This is a genomic window from Chryseomicrobium aureum (assembly GCF_016909155.1).
In the GTDB taxonomy this organism is placed as follows: domain Bacteria; phylum Bacillota; class Bacilli; order Bacillales_A; family Planococcaceae; genus Chryseomicrobium; species Chryseomicrobium aureum.
In genome coordinates, this window is the sequence record NZ_JAFBFG010000017.1 from 13823 (window position 1) to 29947 (window position 16125).

Below are 16125 nucleotides of genomic sequence, written 5' to 3' on the forward strand. Positions count from 1 at the left end.
GGAAAATTAGCACGTACAATGAAATGCCTTTATTCCAAGATGTTCAACTTAAAACGAGTAAACTTCTTTTTTCAATACACCTACGTATGGCAGATTGCGGTAGCGTTCTGCATAGTCAAGACCATAGCCGACCACGAAAGCATCCGGAACGATAAAGCCTACATAGTCTGCTTCTAGATCCACTTTACGGCCTGATGGTTTATCGAGAAGTGTCACAATTTTGATGGATTTTGCTTTGCGGTATTTGAAGAGGTCGATTAAGTAGCTAAGTGTCTTTCCGCTATCAATGATGTCTTCTACGATGATGATGTCGCGACCTTCCACACTTGTGTTCAAATCTTTCACGATTTTTACTTCACCAGAAGATACAGTTGCGTTTCCGTAACTAGAAACGTCCATGTAGTCCATTTCAACGTATGCGTCCACATGTTTCATTAAATCAGACATGAACGGCATAGCTCCTTTCAGAATACCGATCGCAAGTGGGAACTTTTCTGCGTACTCTTGTGAGAGAACTGCACCAAGTTCTTTTGCCTTCTCCTGAATTTGCTCGTCCGTTAATAAAATTTCTTGAATATCCTTTTCTAACATGTGGAATCCTCCTGTTTTATCCATATCACCCAAGGGGTTTTTTTCGTTTTTGTCAGCCGGCTGCTATGGCGTAGGCCGATTAGTCCTAGTATACCATTCTTTTGTGTGACAAGCAGGGGCCAGCCCTCACGTTTTTCACGCGGGATTTTTGAATCGATGAAAAGTCGTGATACCTTCTTGTGATGGGTTCCTAGATCGAGTACATCACCCATTCGTCTCGTGCGAATATGAAGCGGGAAATCCTCGTTTTCGAGTACTGCATACCACCGTTCTCCTTCATACATTTTGTCACTTTGCGTGATGAGGAGCTGCATGTCTTGACCAATTGAAACCCATTCATCAACTGGCAGCGCACCGGAAAGTGGGATAGGTTTTTGATCTCCCTTCGCCACCGTCACCGTTGTATAAGCACGTGTCCACACGTAGCCATTTGGAAGAGAGACCGATTGCGTACCCTCTCGCCGTTCTGTCACTTGAATGATGGAAGCGACAGTTGAAGCGGATAGGGCAGAGGCATGCGGTTGCAAGTACTTCCATACTAAAAGAATGAACCGACGTTGTAAAGCAATCGCCATTTCGCAAAATTCAGTCGTATCAAGGGTTAGAGAACCTTCTTGAAATGTCACGAGCTCGTCAAATTTTGTTCGTGCCAGTGTTTGGAGAATGTCTTCATCTTGCTTGCGTTCTTCGACTAACCGCCGCACCTGTTGATCAAGTGTGCGATTTTCTTCGTATAAAGATGGCAGGACCCGTTGCCGGAAGCGATTTCGCATATACGTAGTAGATTCATTACTTGCATCTTCTCTATACGGTTGATGAAGGGTATGTAAGTAGCGTTCGATTGTTGTGCGGTTCACACTGAGCAAGGGGCGGATTAAAGGTTTCCCAGCGAATTCCCGCTGTTCCGGTATTCCCCGCATCCCTTGGCCTTGGACTAGCTCCATCAATACGGTCTCAATTTGGTCATCCCCGTGATGCCCTTGTGCCAACACGTCGTAACCGTATGTTGTTAGGATAAATGCAAAATAGGCATACCGCTCTTCGCGGCATACCTGCTGTGTATTCCCACCATTTTGAAGCTTGTCTTTCACAGCTAGCTCTTTACTATAAACAGGAATGTCGAGTTGTTCAGCAAGAGCTTCCACAAATACTCGGTCTTGAGTTGATGCGTCTCCTCGTAATCCGTGGTCTGCATGCACGATACCGAGCATCCAATTGTTTTGCTGCGCATAGTGATGAAAAAAGCGGACAAGCGCAACAGAGTCAGCCCCCCCTGAACAGGCCAGAAGGATTCGCTTCCCTTGGTACATCATGTGATGTTCGGTCATGTAAGTCAGTACCTCTTGCTCCATTGTCACGCCTCCTTTTTGTTCAGTTTACCACGCGGGTCACTTGGCGGGGAGTAAAAAGAGACCAACTTGGCAAACGCTTCGAGACATGCAGACAGATGACGGTTTGATCATCCGTCGCCGTTCCAAAAAATCGCGTTTTCCATTCCATAAATTCAGCAGCGGTCGGAGACTCTTCTGTCCACCACGCCATATAGTGTTGTTCCTGCACATCAAGTTCAATCGTTTCTTGGAACACTCCATCAGAAATCATCCATATTTGGTCGCCGTGTTTCAACTCCATACTTTGTTCGACGAGTGCAGAAGAATGATAACCATAAAAAAATGCTGTCACCACCCACTTTTCTTTTTGGACAAGATGCCCCCTCTAAGACGCCAATCGATGGAATGGTTGTGGTACTGAAAGTAAACGCATAACAAATTCCCCTTTCTGTTATGCAAAAGCATACGGCGTTAGACGGAAAAAATCTGTCATGCTGTGCGGGGAAAGAAAAAAAAGAATTCGACGTTTTTCATTCTTTTTTTCAAAACTGTATTGACTTCTTTTCGCTACGCTTGTATGATACTAATTGTCCGAAAAAAACAAGGCGGCCTAGCTCAGCTGGCTAGAGCGTACGGTTCATACCCGTGAGGTCGGGGGTTCGATCCCCTCGGCCGCCACCATTTTTATTTCGGCCCCTTGGTCAAGCGGTTAAGACACCGCCCTTTCACGGCGGTAACACGGGTTCGAATCCCGTAGGGGTCATAACAAGCACTGGTTCGCATAAGATATGCGGGCTGGTGTTTTTTTAGTTTTAGATGTGGAGCCGACTGTTCAGAAATTGTGCGAAATGACAGCGTGGACCGTGAAGCGCTTTTTGCTTCATGGGCTGCGATGGCTTTTTGCGGGATTTCTAGGAGGCGCAACTCGATTCCATTTAGAGTCGAAACTCGTTTCTTTTAGATGTGGAGAACGCCACTGACTTTAGTACGTTAGCAGATTGATTAGTACATTCATCCGGCTAATTGTGACGTTAGTGGCTTCTATTAGGACATTAACTCGCTCCATTCTTACATTAGCGGTCCCCATTCCGACATTGCTCATATTATGGAAACTAATTCGCAGGCCAAACCCTTCATTTCTTAAGATCTTACTAGTAAGACCTTCCCCATACAAAAAACCGCCCCTTCAATTGAAGGGACGGTTTGACACACTCTATGTTATGAACACTTTTTTACGCGTAGTCAGACAATAGGATTAGCCTCGTTTTGCGCCACGGCCACCACGTTTAGATTCAGTTGCACGTTTAAGTGTAGAAAGACGCTCTTCGCTGTCTTTTAAGAAACGTGACATTTTTGATTCAAAGTTCTCTTTTGGTTGTGGACGATCACGATCATTTGATCGGAAATTGTTGTTACGTGGACGTTGTGGTCGCTCAGGACGCTCAGGTCGTTCAGCTTGCGGTTTCGCTTTACGGATTGACAATCCAATCTTCCCGTCCGCTTCAACATTCATCACCTTCACTTCGACCATATCGCCAACCTTTAAGTGATCGTTGATATCTTTGACATAATTATCCGCAACTTCACTGATGTGAACCAGACCTGTTTTCCCACCTGGCAGTTCTACGAATGCGCCGAAGTTTGTGATCCCTGTTACTTTACCTTCTACCTTGCTGCCTACTTCAATTGACATAAAAAAAATGCTCCTCCTTAAAAATACACTGTGACGTACTACGCCACGCTATCTTAATTATAACCAACAAAAAAAGAGTGTCAATCATGGCACTCTTTTACTCGCCCGATTTATCTTCTTCCTTGTCTTTTGGAAGAGTGAAAATCAGTTCATTTTCTTCAGATAGGAAATAATCTTTCCGCAAAAGTTTACCGATATATTCATCGTCATTTAATTTCGCAATTTCAAGTTCTAATGACTCTTTGTGATCAAGAGTCTCCGTTAACACTTGCTCTACCTCGACATGTGTAGCTTTTTTATTCGCTAAGGTCTGCTGGCTAGAGACAAGGGAGTGAACAAGAAAGCCGATGACCGCAATCGCGAGTAATCCAAAAACCGATAGACGACGATAGAGGCGCACGCGTTGCGCTTGCTGGCGTTTCTTTTTCTTTTCCACGGAGCGCACGTATTCGGAATTGATCGATGAAATTTGTTGTTCTAATTGATTGGTCCGATCATTTTGATTCATCAGGCTTCCCCCCCTCCTACGTGGTTTGCCTATAGTATACCGAACTTTCAGGTTTCTTTGTAGTGTAGTTGGAAATATTTTTCCGCTTCCTCTATAGGTCAATCGGTAGAGAATTGCCACGAATTTGACAAGAATTCTTACGAGCAAGCGCACTATGGTCACAAGAAGGTGAAGAAACTTCCAAAGTGGTCTCATGAATACCAGGTCCATCCCCCTTCCGATGAGACGTATGGGATCTTTGAGAACCTGATGATAAAGCGCAGCGCTCCATTGCTTTGACGGCTGTGACATCCATGCGTTTTCGGTTGCGGAGGGAGATGTGATGATCCGTGCTAGTGAGGGAAGATAAAGGTGTTTCTTGAGTATAGGTCAAGTCGTCTCTCCTTTCATTCCCTTCACTGTATGACAAAGAAAAACGGAGTATGCCCTTGGGCTACTCCGCATCATCGATAAATTCTGGTTCTACTTTCGCTAATCGCTCTTCGTTTAAAATCGTGAACATCATCGCTGCTTCTTCTTTCTTCGCATTTTCACGAATACTCTCGACGCGTGCTGTGACAATCTTTTGTCCAAAACGAATGCGTAGTTCGTCTCCTGCTTTCACTTCACTGCTTGCTTTCGCTGTCTTGCCGTTGATTTCAATCCGTCCTTGGACGGCCACTTCTTTTGCGAGTGTACGTCGTTTGATCAGACGTGACACTTTCAAGTATTTATCTAAACGCATATTAACCCCTTCTTTCTTCGTGCTTCGCTTGTTGCCAGAACTCTTCAAGTTCATCGAGCGTGTAGTCGCCAAAGTCCCCACGTCCTTCACGGACAGAAGTTTCGACAAAGCGGAAGCGTCGCTCAAATTTTTGGTTCGCTTGCTGCATCGCAAGCTCTGGTGAAAGTTTCAAGAAACGTGATAGGTTCACAAGTGTAAACAACACATCACCAAGTTCATCGACTTGTTGCTCTAGCGTCCCATGTTCAATCGCATGCTTCCACTCTTGTAACTCTTCGTCAAACTTGCTCCAAGCCCCTGCTACATCCGGCCAATCAAACCCAACCGTCGCCGCTTTCTTTTGGAAGTTGAACGATGTCAGTAGAGACGATTCTTCGCGGCGCTGCCCTTGTAACAGATGCTCGACCTTTGGCTTTTCCGTTTCCTTAATGGCTTGCCAGTTCGAGAGGACCTCCCCAGAAGAGTTCACTGTCACTTCTCCAAAGACATGCGGGTGACGGCGCACCATCTTCTCAGAAATCGATTGAAGGATGTCTTCCATGCTGAAGTATCCCTCGTCTTCTCCAATCTGTGCGTGCAAGAATACCTGCAACAACACATCGCCAAGTTCTTCGACAATCGCTTCGTCGTCTTGCTCGTTGATGGCTTGGATCAATTCATAGACTTCTTCAATAGCGTAGCGCTTTAATGACTCATGCGTTTGTTCGCGGTCCCATGGACACCCTGCTGGACTGCGCAGGATGGCTACGATTTCGCGGAAGGTCTGCCACTCTTTGTAGCGCTGTTCACGCTCGTTAGCAGGCGGTACGTAAACCGTCGTCAAATTCGATAGTTCCATTCCTCGGTCAAGTTCAAATAAGGGCACAGTACGAATAACTTCCTTAGAAGAACCCGCTGCCGTCACGATTGTGACTGGGAAATCGTCTGGATACTTTTCCATCAGGGTCAGTTTCACTTCAGACGCACTAAACGCATCATACACTTGGCCGATGAACAAATGTTGATTCATCTGAATGTCGTCGCGTCGCATTGCGGTCCCATCCAGTAGCTGAAAGCCTTCAATCGGATCGACACGTACTGCAGTAAACAAAGGGTCGAGGAAGCTTTGTCCGCCTTTAATTTGAAGAGACACTTTCCCTTCGCGTTCTGCTTCAATCAAGTGCTGGACGGTCTGTTCCGCAACGAGTGGATGGCCAGGTACCGCGTAAATCACATCTTCTTTAGCAGCGAGTGCAATCAAGTTGTCCGCGATTTCACGGTAGACTGCTGAAAATTCTTCGTGCTTTTCATAGACCGCATCAAAACTTGTGAATGTGATTCCTTCTTCCACAAGCTCTTGCACGACCGGGTGATCTTCCGTACGAATATAGAAAGATTTTGCTTGTTTTATAAATTTATAAAGACCTAACGGCAGCTGATCGAGTTCCGCTGCTCCTAGTCCAATTACTGTAAGTGCCGGCATATATGTGTCATCCTTTCTTTCGGTTCAGAAGCAGTTGAACGCCTGCTAAGCGCTTCCCAAACGGAAGGAGGTACCATTCTTTCGGTCGCAACAGTTGGCGCTTCATGATCAATATCAAAAACATGACTACTCCAACTGGAACGCTAAACGCTGTAATCATGAGAGACTGTAGGCGACTTGATAAAAAATCTAAGAGAAAGGCGTCGAGCACTACTTCGATGCTGACCACACTTACACTCATTGCACCTACTGCAAGTGCAAGTCCTGCATAGAAAGCCGCCCCGGCAAGTCGCTCCTTCCACTGACGCTTTACTTCGTAAACAATTCCCGCAAGCGCTACAACCATCGCTAAGTTTCCTGCGATTGCTGCTCCGAGAATTCCATAACTGTCAATCAGCCAGACATTGCTAATTGCTTTCACAATCAGGCCAATCACAAGCCAAAGTGTCGGACGCCAAATCCGGCCCACGCCTTGCAGGATAGCCATAAATAGAAGAATCAACGATAACCAGAGGACTTGGCCACTTCCAACCATAAGCACGACAGATAAGTCGCGTGTCTGGAATAACGTTTCGTTCACATAAGGCATCGTGGCAATCAATCCTGCAGCTGCTGCACTCCCAAAGACAAGTGCGACGCGATACGACAATTGAATGAATGGCATCGCGCCTCGTCCATCTTGTTGTTTTGAGCGACTTGCAATGAGCGGAACCAAAGCGAAGGCAAGTGACGTTGTCACAACAATTCCCATTTGAATGAGCGGTTGGACACGGTCATAGATTCCTTTTGTTTCTTTGGCTTGCTGCAAGTCCACTCCCGCCGCTGTCAGACCATTGACGACCGTCATGGAATCGACGAGTTGCATCATCAGGAAGAACAGGCTACTAATACTTGCGCTGACACTGATCCATGTGAGGTCTCGTAAAATCGTTTTAGTGGACAAGGATGAGCTCGTCTTCCGGAGGATGGCACGGTCTTTTTTCGTCAGCCACCAGCCAAGAAGAAGGATGCCCGCTGCTTCTCCTATACTTGCTCCTAAAAGAGCGACGGCTCCTGTTGCATAAAGATCATTGGTCCAGTTTAACACGAGATAGGCGCCGACGAGAATGAAGCCCACTCGGACAGCTTGCTCAATCACTTGGGCAAAAGCGAGTGGCGTGAGTCGTTCCGTTGTTTGGTAAATACTTTTCAGAACGGCTAAAAACGGCATTGCCAACAGGACGACTGCACCAATCTGTAGAAGAGGTGCAAGTTTGGCATCTCCCATCGCCTCAGCAAGTGCGTCCGCTCCAAGTAAAAAGGCGATGAAAAACAGGATGGAGAGGATGCTGATATATGTAAAGCCAACTTGTTTAATTTTTTGAACGCCTTCCATGTCACCTTTTGCCATCTGATCAGACATCAGTTTGGCAAGCGCGACAGCAAACCCGACAGACGTCCAGGTCGTAATCATACCGATGAACGGATAGATTTGTTGATAGATGTAAAAGCCTTCGTCCCCGACCATGTTTTGGAACGGGACACGGTAAAGAGCGCTCAGAATTTTGATGATTAGCGCAGAAATGGTGAGCATGGCTGCACCTTTCATATAACTGGACATTTTCCACTGTGTTGACATAGGTACACCTGCTTACTTCGTTTCTCTTTCCGTAGTATACCAAAAAACCGCACCTCAAGAGGCACGGTCTCAGGATCACCCATTCATTTGTTTGGCTAAAAAACTAGCAGCTGTCTCGAGCGTTTCGTATAATGCCTCTGCATACTCTGTAGCGAACGTACCAAGTTCGTATTCCAGTTGCTTTCATACCTTGCCACCCTTCCTACTCTTTCTTGTGTAGTATGGTGAAAAGTGGCAAAAAGTATGCATGTATACATTAAGAAGTTTGTCGAATTGCTTGCGGGGATACTTCCATCATTTTTTCTAGAACATCAAACGGATGGTGTTTTCCGCCTTTTAAATCGATTTTAATCAAGAATTGTCCTTGATCAACACCAAAATTGACTTGTTTCCCATACGTCATCGATTTCTCATAGAAGATCGCAGCATCAAACTGTTGAGACGTCGTTTCAGTAAAGCGCACGACCAACTTGCCACCTTGCTCTTTGATGCTCTCCACGCCACTTTGACGGCCCCACACTTTCATACGGGCAATCCGCAACAAGTTCTCGGCTTCAAGCGGTACATCGCCAAATCGGTCTTGCAGCTCGTCGTAAATATCATGGTACTCTTCTTCTTTATCAAATGCCTTGATGCGCTTGTACATTTGAATCTTTTGATAACCGTCTGCAATGTACGTATCCGGAAGATAAGCATCAAATGGAACGGAGATTTCAATCTCCACCACTTCTTCTTGTTCTTTCCCCGTACGTTTCCGCTCAACAGCTGCTTCAAGAAGCTGTGTATAAAGATCATATCCGACAGAATCGATAAATCCATGTTGCTGAGAGCCTAAAAGATTTCCGGCACCGCGAATCGACAAGTCACGCATTGCAATCTTAAACCCAGACCCAAGCTCTGTGAACTCTTTGATGGCTTGTAGACGTTTTTCTGCGACATCTGTCAGCACTTTATCACGCTGATGCATGAAGTAAGCGTACGCCACTCGGTTGGAACGACCCACGCGTCCACGCAATTGATAGAGTTGAGAAAGACCCATGCGGTCCGCATCGTGCACAAATAACGTATTAACGTTCGGAATATCAATACCCGTCTCGATAATCGTTGTCGTGACAAGTACGTCATATTCCCCTTGTAAGAAACTGATAAGAATCGACTCGAGCTCTGTCTCTGTCATCTGACCGTGCGCATAGGCGACTCGAGCAGATGGAACGAGGCTCTGGATTTCTTCGACCTTACGCGTGATATCTTCCACACGGTTGTAGAGGAAGAACACCTGCCCACCACGCACCATTTCTCGCTCAATGGCTTCACGTACTAGAGCCCCATTGTATTCAACTACATATGTCTGAATCGGGAAACGGTTTTTCGGCGGCGTCTCGATTACCGACAAGTCGCGCACTCCAATCATCGACATATGAAGCGTACGCGGAATTGGCGTCGCTGTAAGTGTGATGACGTCTACGGATGTCTTCAACTGTTTGATTTTCTCTTTGTGTTTCACGCCAAAACGCTGCTCTTCATCCACAATAAGAAGGCCTAGATCATGGAACTCCACGTCTTTTGACAGTACGCGGTGCGTTCCGACGACCACATCGACCAATCCTTTTTTCAAGCCGCTCGTCGTTTCCCCTTGTTGTTTCTTTGTGCGGAAACGGCTCAATAAGCCGACTTCAATCGGGAAATCTTGGAATCTTTCCACCAATGTATCAAAATGTTGTTGCGCGAGTATCGTCGTCGGACACAAGAACGCGACTTGCTTACCGTCCATTACTGCTTTAAACGCAGCACGAATCGCAACTTCTGTTTTCCCATAGCCAACATCTCCACACACGAGTCGGTCCATCGGGCGTGCTTTTTCCATATCGCGCTTGATTTCTTCAATTGTGCGCAGTTGGTCCTCTGTTTCTTCGTACGGGAAGGCTGCTTCAAATGCTTGTTGTAGATCGCCATCCACTTCATATGCATGACCAACTTCGGCTTCGCGCTTGGCATAAAGCTTGATTAACTCGTCTGCAATATCTTCTACTGCTTTGGAGACCTTCGTTTTTGTCTTCTTCCAGTCCGCTCCACCTAGTTTGTGCACTTTCGGCTCTTTTTCACCAGAACCGACATATTTTTGAATCAAGTCAATCTGATCGACCGGCACAAATAACTTATCATCGCCTTTATAGCGAATGTGCAAATAATCTTTGTGAATACCGTTCATCTCGAGCGTTTCGATTCCGATATACTTCCCAATCCCGTGATGAATATGCACGATCCAATCGCCCGGTTTGATATCCGAATAACTCTTGATCCGCTCGGCGTTTGAGAGTTTTTGGCGGTTCGCACGTTTTTTAGGACGCGCTTTAAAAAGTTCGGCATCTGTAATGACTGTCAGGCGCTGCAAGGGCAACTCAAAACCTGTATTGAGATCCCCATCTAGCAAATACACACCAGGTTCCGTGATGACAGCCTCTGGGTGCAGAATCTTTGAAGACATGTCATAGTCTTCAAATACCTCTTGAATTTTTTTCAGACGCTCGTTTCCTTCTGCTAGAATCACAACCCGGAAGTTTCCTTGTTTCCAGCGCTCCATTTCTCCAGCGAGTAAGTGCATCTGGCCATGGAATTCTTGCATCGGTTTACACGAAAAGCTGAGTGTCGATTTGACAGGAATGCCGCCAAATGTACGCGCAAACAGCGAATAATAGATCTGCTTTTGCTGCATGCCTTGCATGATGGCTTTCAAAGAAGAAGCTGGTTTCGCTTTATGGACGATCAACCCTTCTTCTAATAGCGACATGAACCAGTCCATCTCTTCCCGCTCTAACGTCTCTGCTGTCTCTTGAATGCGTCCGAGCTCATCAAAGATTACCAGAGTGTTTGGACTTACGTAATCTAGTAAATCTGACGTGTAGCCATCTAAAAGTGGTAAATACTTCGCGACCCCGTCCGGAACGAGTCCATCTTTCAATAATCCGATGTCACGAGAAATCGTGTCCATGAACTGTTGTTGTGTTTGCGGGTTTTTCACTTTCTTTAAAGATTCACCTAGCGCCACTTCAAGGCGCTCTTTCAGTAATAGGCGCTTTTCAGTCGACCACAAATAATCCGTTGCAGGCAAGATGCGAATTTCTGTTAAGCGTCCCATTGACCGCTGATCATCTGCTGAAAACTGGCGAAGGGAATCAATCTCCGTATCAAATAGTTCGATGCGCACAGGGTGTTCCGATTGCAGTGGATAAATATCAACGATCCCCCCGCGCGTGGCAAACTCTCCAGGTGCAGACACCATGCCTTGCCTAGTATAGCCAAGGTCTACAAGCGTGTGAAGGAGCGTTTCCGGCTCGATGTCTTCACCTTCTCGTAGTGTTAGCGTGAGTTGTGCCCATTCCGATACCGGGGTAAGTTTTTTGCGGAAAGCTGCCACAGGCACAATGAAGATTCCTTTACGATCGGTCGCCATATAATCTAGTGTTTCAATGCGCTCTGCCCGAAGTTCAGGACTCGCAATCGCCATATCGGCAGCGATTAACTCATCTGCCGGGTACAAAAAGACATTGTCTTCGCCCATGATGCGGGCATAGTCGTCTTTCACTTTTTGGGCATGCAAAAGGTTCGGTGTCACAATCAACACCGACTGATTGGTTTCATCATAAATTTGTTTTCCAAGAAGTGTTCGAGCGCTGCCGGTGAGTCCGGTGATCAATTGATGGTCGGTCCCTTTTTGCAAAGTGTCGATCCAGTCTCGCACTTTTTTCTCTTCTTGCAGTAGCTGTAGTAATGCGTGCATAGCAAATCCTCCAGTGAAAACAGAAAAAGGCTTTGGAGCTGATCCCAAAGCAGTTACTGTATCCATTTGTTTAGTGAAAAGTACAGTGGATTGCGCTCCATCGCATCTCGGCAGTCCAAACAAACGCGATCTACGAACCACCGACCAGGTCTTTCTTCGGTCATGAGCGGGTGCCACTGCACTTCTTTTGTTGATACGCGTTCCACAATTTCGGTGAACGACTCGTAAGGAATCGCACTCGTCTCTTGTCGGCAATATTTACATCGGCTTCGTATCATGCGCACACACCGCCTTTTATAGACAGTGTATCCAGTTTCGGTTCGATTTATGCACCGTTATAGTCGTTCATTACTTCTAAAAACGGTTTGTCCATCCAAGTTTTACATGCCTCAGCACTGTTATCGATTGCACGTGCCATGTCCGGCTGCTCTTCCTCCCGGAAATTCGCAAGCACGTAATCTGCAACCTTCATCCCAGCTGGCGGACGACTGATACCAATCCGGATTCGGTTGAAGTTTTGCGTTCCCAGGTGCTGAATTAACGACTTGATCCCGTTGTGTCCTCCAGCACTTCCTCGCTGACGCAAACGAAGCTTTCCAGTCCCGAGATCCAAGTCATCGTAAATCACAACGATATCGTCCACTGGAATATCAAAGTATTTCATCAAAGGAGCAACCGCTTCCCCTGATAAATTCATATACGTATAGGGTTTAACGAGCAACACTTTCCCTTTTGGGGTATGGGCAATCGCGTACAAAGCATGGAATTTCGTTTGATTGAGTTCCACACCATACTGTTTCGCCAACTCGTCAATCACCAGAAAACCAATATTGTGGCGTGTCTTTTCATATTTTTTCCCTGGATTCCCTAGGCCTATGATCATTTTCATTTATCAATACCTCTTGTTCTAAAATGCGTACTGCTCTTAAGTGTACTAGAAAAGAAGAGGAACTGCCATTCCTGACAATTCCTCTTTTCATTACTCTTATTCAGCTTTTTCTTCTTCAGGTGCTTCTTCCGTAGCTTCTACATCAGTAGCATCTGTTTCTTCGTCAGTAGAATCAAGCTCTTCTAACTCATCGTCAGAGCGCGGTGCTGCTACTGAGAATAATGCATAATCATCTTCTTCAAGTACTTCAAAATCGATTTTGTCGCGTACTTCACCAAGTGTTAGAGTATCGCCGATCGCCAGTTCACTTACGTCCACTTCAATGTGGCCTGGAATATCCGATGGTTTTACACGAACTGTTACTTGGTAGTTAGCTTGCGTCAATGAACCACCTTCGTTTACGCCAGCAGCGTCGCCTACAGGTGTTACATTTACCGATACTTCAAGCTCTTCAGACATGTTAATTGCCAAGAAATCAGCGTGTACAAGATGCCCTTTGATTGGATCTTGTTGATAATCCGTTAATACGGCATTGACGGATTTCCCATCAACGTCTAGCTTCATAACTCCGTTACGTCCAACTTCACGTAACGTTTTGATTAGCTCGATTTCTTCTACAGCAATCGCTGTACTTTCAGTTTTATATCCATAGACTACGGCCGGTACAAAGCCCTTTGCACGTAGTGATGTATTTTCTTTCTTTGACTCGCGTTTCTGAGTTGTTACCTTTGTCATAGTCATTCACTCTCCTAGTTATACTAGTTAAATGTTTACCCCGTGACTTCAGGAACTAAACCTATCAATCAAATAAAGTGCTGACAGACTTCTCTTCATAGACACGTACGATTGCATCTGCAAGAAGCTTGGCAATAGATAGTTCCACGATTTTTGACGATTTTTGTGAGTCATCTAACTTAATGGAATCTGTAACGACTAATTCCTTGATGACTGAGTTTTCAATACGCTCCATTGCTGGCCCAGAAAGCACTGGGTGTGAACAACAAGCATAAATTTCTTTTGCGCCATTTTCTTTTAATGCAGACGCTGCAATAGAAATTGTTCCAGCTGTGTCGATAATATCATCGATTAAAATAGCTGTTTTCCCTTCTACATTCCCTACGATATTCATAACTTCTGCCACATTTGGACGTGGACGACGTTTATCGATAATAGCAATCGTTGCTTTTAAGCGGTCTGCCATTTTACGAGCACGCGTTACGCCACCATGGTCTGGTGAAACAATAACGATTTCAGAAGGATCAAAGTTTTTCTCAAGGAAGTAATCCGATAACAATGGCACTGCCACTAAGTGGTCGATTGGAATATCGAAGAAACCTTGAATCTGTGGTGCGTGTAAATCTAAAGTGATTGCACGCGTTGCGCCAGCAGATGTTAAAAGGTTTGCAACGAGTTTCGCTGTAATCGGCTCACGTGAACGCGCTTTGCGGTCTTGACGTGCATAGCCATAATACGGAATTACTACGTTGATTGTACGCGCAGAAGCACGTTTTAATGCATCTAACATAATAAGCAGTTCCATTAAGTTTTCATTCACTGGAGATGACGTAGATTGAATAACGAACACGTCACTACCGCGAATACTCTCTTCAATATTGATTTGCACTTCTCCATCACTGAAGCGTGTAACCGTTAATTTTCCAAGGGGAACTCCAACTTCTTTCGCAATGCTTTCAGCGAGTTCCGGATTCGAATTTAGTGTGAAAATCTTTAACTTTGAACCTGCGTATTGATAGGGCATGATAATCCTCCTGGGTTTGGGTAGATTGGGTTTACTTAATACGTTTAGCGTAACCTTCTTTATTTTCCTGCTTTACGCGTCCAATGGCTAGTGAATCTTCTGTTACATTTTTCGTCACGGTTGTTCCAGCTGCGACATAAGCGCCTTTTCCGACTGTGACAGGTGCGACAAGATTCGAGTTACAGCCGATAAAGGCATTGTCCTCGATTGTTGTTGTAAATTTATTTTTTCCATCATAGTTCACTGAAATCGTACCACAGCCGATGTTCACGTTCTTTCCGATTTCCGCATCACCCATGTACGTAAGGTGAGAAAGTTTGGAACCTTCTTGAATCGTCGACTTTTTCACTTCCACGAAATTCCCGATTTTCACGTGATCGCCAAGATCAGAACCTGGACGAATGTGCGCGAATGGACCAACTGCCACGTGGTCTGCAATTTTGCTGTCCATCACAACAGACGAATGAACTGTCGTCTCGTTGCCAATATGCGCATTTTTCAAGTGCGTATTCGGACCAATCGTGCTCTTTTCTCCGATGACTGTGTTGCCTTCTAACATTGTGCCCGGAAGAAGAACAGTGTCTGAACCGATAACGACGTCTGCACCAATGTAAGTAGATGCTGGATCGATAATCGTCACACCTTCACGCATATGGTGAAGGGCTAAGCGATTGCGCATGTAGCTCTCTGCTTGAGAAAGTGCCACACGGTCATTGACTCCTAAAAGTTCCTCTGCATCAGCAGCTGCGAACGCAGCGATTGCTTCACCTTGTTCTTTCAAGATGCTGATTACGTCTGTTAAGTAATATTCGCCTTGTGAATTGTTGTTATCCACTTTTTTTAGCGCTTCAAACAGTGCTTGATTGTCAAAACAGTACGTGCCCGAGTTAATTTCCTGCACTTTTTGTTGATCTGGTGTAGCATCTTTTTGCTCTACGATGCCTGTTACTAGGTCATCTTGTCCGCGCAAGATACGGCCGTAACCAGTTGGGTCTTCCACAATAGCTGTTAGAATAGTGGCTTTTGCTCCCGCTTCTTTGTGCGTCTCCATCAACTGTTGAATCGTTTCCGGAGTGATTAGCGGTGTATCGCCACAGATGACGATTGTTGTGCCTTCACGTCCATCTAACACTTGCTCTGCTTGTTGCACCGCGTGCGCTGTGCCAAGTTGCTCTTCTTGCACGACGTATGTCGAACGGTCGCCAAGCGTCTCTTTCACCATTTCAGCTCCGTGGCCGACAACTGACACGATTTCAGAAGCGCCAAGCTTCTCCATGTTGCCGACAACGTGGTCGACCATTGGTTTGCCACAGACTGGGTGAAGAACTTTATATAAAGATGATTTCATTCGTGTGCCTTTACCAGCCGCTAAAACGACTGCAAATAAGTTTGTCATTGGTCATCCTCCATGTCATTTCCTCTTTTGACTATAGCCGATAAAATTGCATTTTTCAACAATTTCTCTATTGACAAAATTGCGAGAAAACATTATGTTTATACGTTTCGATTTTTGTCACTCAAGCCCTTGCTAGAAAGATCTTGGGAAATTGGGGGTGGGCTTGCGGATTGATTTCCATAATATGGGCATTGTCGGAATGGCGACCGCTAACGTAAGAATGGAGTGAGTTAATGTCTGAATGGAAGCCGTTAACGTCATAATTAGCGTAGTAGTGCACTAAAGTGACGGAATCAGCCGCACCCGCAAAGGCTGAAAGGAGTTGCGACTTCGAATGAAATCGAGTTGCGCCTCCTAGAAATCCCGCAAGAAGCCA

At 45.6% G+C, this 16125-nt stretch carries 14 protein-coding genes and 2 tRNA genes; 2 read left to right on the plus strand and 14 right to left on the minus strand.

What is annotated here, in order from left to right:
- Positions 1 to 48: 48 nt before the first annotated feature.
- The 3 genes from hpt to JOD03_RS10885 are packed head-to-tail and all read right to left on the minus strand — an operon-like array spanning position 49 to position 2274.
- A complete protein-coding gene (gene hpt / locus JOD03_RS10875; protein WP_204591035.1) occupies positions 49 to 591 on the minus strand; it encodes a hypoxanthine phosphoribosyltransferase in 543 nt (180 codons plus the stop codon).
- Complete coding sequence (gene tilS / locus JOD03_RS10880) at positions 585 to 1943, minus strand: tRNA lysidine(34) synthetase TilS (protein ID WP_204591037.1); 1359 nt, start codon at positions 1941 to 1943, stop codon at positions 585 to 587. Before tilS ends, hpt begins: the two co-directional genes overlap by 7 nt.
- A gap of 19 nt (positions 1944 to 1962) precedes the next feature.
- Complete coding sequence (locus JOD03_RS10885; RefSeq protein WP_204591039.1) at positions 1963 to 2274, minus strand: hypothetical protein; 312 nt, start codon at positions 2272 to 2274, stop codon at positions 1963 to 1965.
- 252 nt (positions 2275 to 2526) lie between these two features.
- On the opposite strand from JOD03_RS10885, the gene JOD03_RS10890 reads away from it, so the two are divergent.
- Both JOD03_RS10890 and JOD03_RS10895 read left to right on the plus strand, forming a co-directional pair.
- Positions 2527 to 2603, plus strand: a tRNA-Met gene (locus JOD03_RS10890).
- Positions 2604 to 2613: 10 nt separating this feature from the next.
- Positions 2614 to 2685, plus strand: a tRNA-Glu gene (locus JOD03_RS10895).
- A gap of 492 nt (positions 2686 to 3177) precedes the next feature.
- On the opposite strand, the gene JOD03_RS10900 is transcribed toward JOD03_RS10895, so the two are convergent.
- The 11 genes from JOD03_RS10900 to glmU form a co-directional block, all read right to left on the minus strand.
- Positions 3178 to 3615, minus strand: a complete 438-nt coding sequence (locus JOD03_RS10900) for a S1 domain-containing RNA-binding protein (protein WP_204591041.1) — start codon at positions 3613 to 3615, stop codon at positions 3178 to 3180.
- Positions 3616 to 3712: 97 nt separating this feature from the next.
- Entirely contained in the window at positions 3713 to 4123 is a 411-nt protein-coding gene (locus JOD03_RS10905; RefSeq protein WP_204591043.1) for an FtsB family cell division protein, read from the minus strand.
- A 433-nt stretch (positions 4124 to 4556) separates the two neighbouring features.
- Positions 4557 to 4847, minus strand: coding sequence for an RNA-binding S4 domain-containing protein (locus JOD03_RS10910; protein ID WP_204591045.1), 291 nt, complete (start codon positions 4845 to 4847; stop codon positions 4557 to 4559).
- A gap of 1 nt (position 4848) precedes the next feature.
- A complete protein-coding gene (gene yabN / locus JOD03_RS10915) occupies positions 4849 to 6309 on the minus strand; it encodes a bifunctional methyltransferase/pyrophosphohydrolase YabN (RefSeq protein WP_204591047.1) in 1461 nt (486 codons plus the stop codon).
- A 7-nt stretch (positions 6310 to 6316) separates the two neighbouring features.
- Positions 6317 to 7927, minus strand: a complete 1611-nt coding sequence (locus JOD03_RS10920) for a putative polysaccharide biosynthesis protein (RefSeq protein WP_204591049.1) — start codon at positions 7925 to 7927, stop codon at positions 6317 to 6319.
- Between the two features lie 256 nt (positions 7928 to 8183).
- Positions 8184 to 11705, minus strand: a complete 3522-nt coding sequence (gene mfd, locus JOD03_RS10925; protein ID WP_204591051.1) for a transcription-repair coupling factor — start codon at positions 11703 to 11705, stop codon at positions 8184 to 8186.
- 53 nt (positions 11706 to 11758) lie between these two features.
- Positions 11759 to 11983 (minus strand): anti-sigma-F factor Fin, encoded by a 225-nt coding sequence (locus tag JOD03_RS10930; protein ID WP_204591053.1) that lies wholly within the window; start codon positions 11981 to 11983, stop codon positions 11759 to 11761.
- Between the two features lie 47 nt (positions 11984 to 12030).
- On the minus strand, positions 12031 to 12594 hold the full coding sequence (gene pth, locus JOD03_RS10935) for an aminoacyl-tRNA hydrolase (RefSeq protein ID WP_204591055.1): 564 nt from the start codon (positions 12592 to 12594) through the stop codon (positions 12031 to 12033).
- Positions 12595 to 12690: 96 nt separating this feature from the next.
- The gene (locus tag JOD03_RS10940; protein ID WP_239584955.1) at positions 12691 to 13329 is read right to left on the minus strand and encodes a 50S ribosomal protein L25/general stress protein Ctc; all 639 of its coding nucleotides are present in this window, start codon (positions 13327 to 13329) and stop codon (positions 12691 to 12693) included.
- Between the two features lie 64 nt (positions 13330 to 13393).
- Complete coding sequence (locus JOD03_RS10945) at positions 13394 to 14353, minus strand: ribose-phosphate diphosphokinase (RefSeq protein ID WP_204591060.1); 960 nt, start codon at positions 14351 to 14353, stop codon at positions 13394 to 13396.
- A gap of 31 nt (positions 14354 to 14384) precedes the next feature.
- On the minus strand, positions 14385 to 15749 hold the full coding sequence (gene glmU / locus JOD03_RS10950) for a bifunctional UDP-N-acetylglucosamine diphosphorylase/glucosamine-1-phosphate N-acetyltransferase GlmU (RefSeq protein WP_204591062.1): 1365 nt from the start codon (positions 15747 to 15749) through the stop codon (positions 14385 to 14387).
- Positions 15750 to 16125 lie beyond the last annotated feature (376 nt).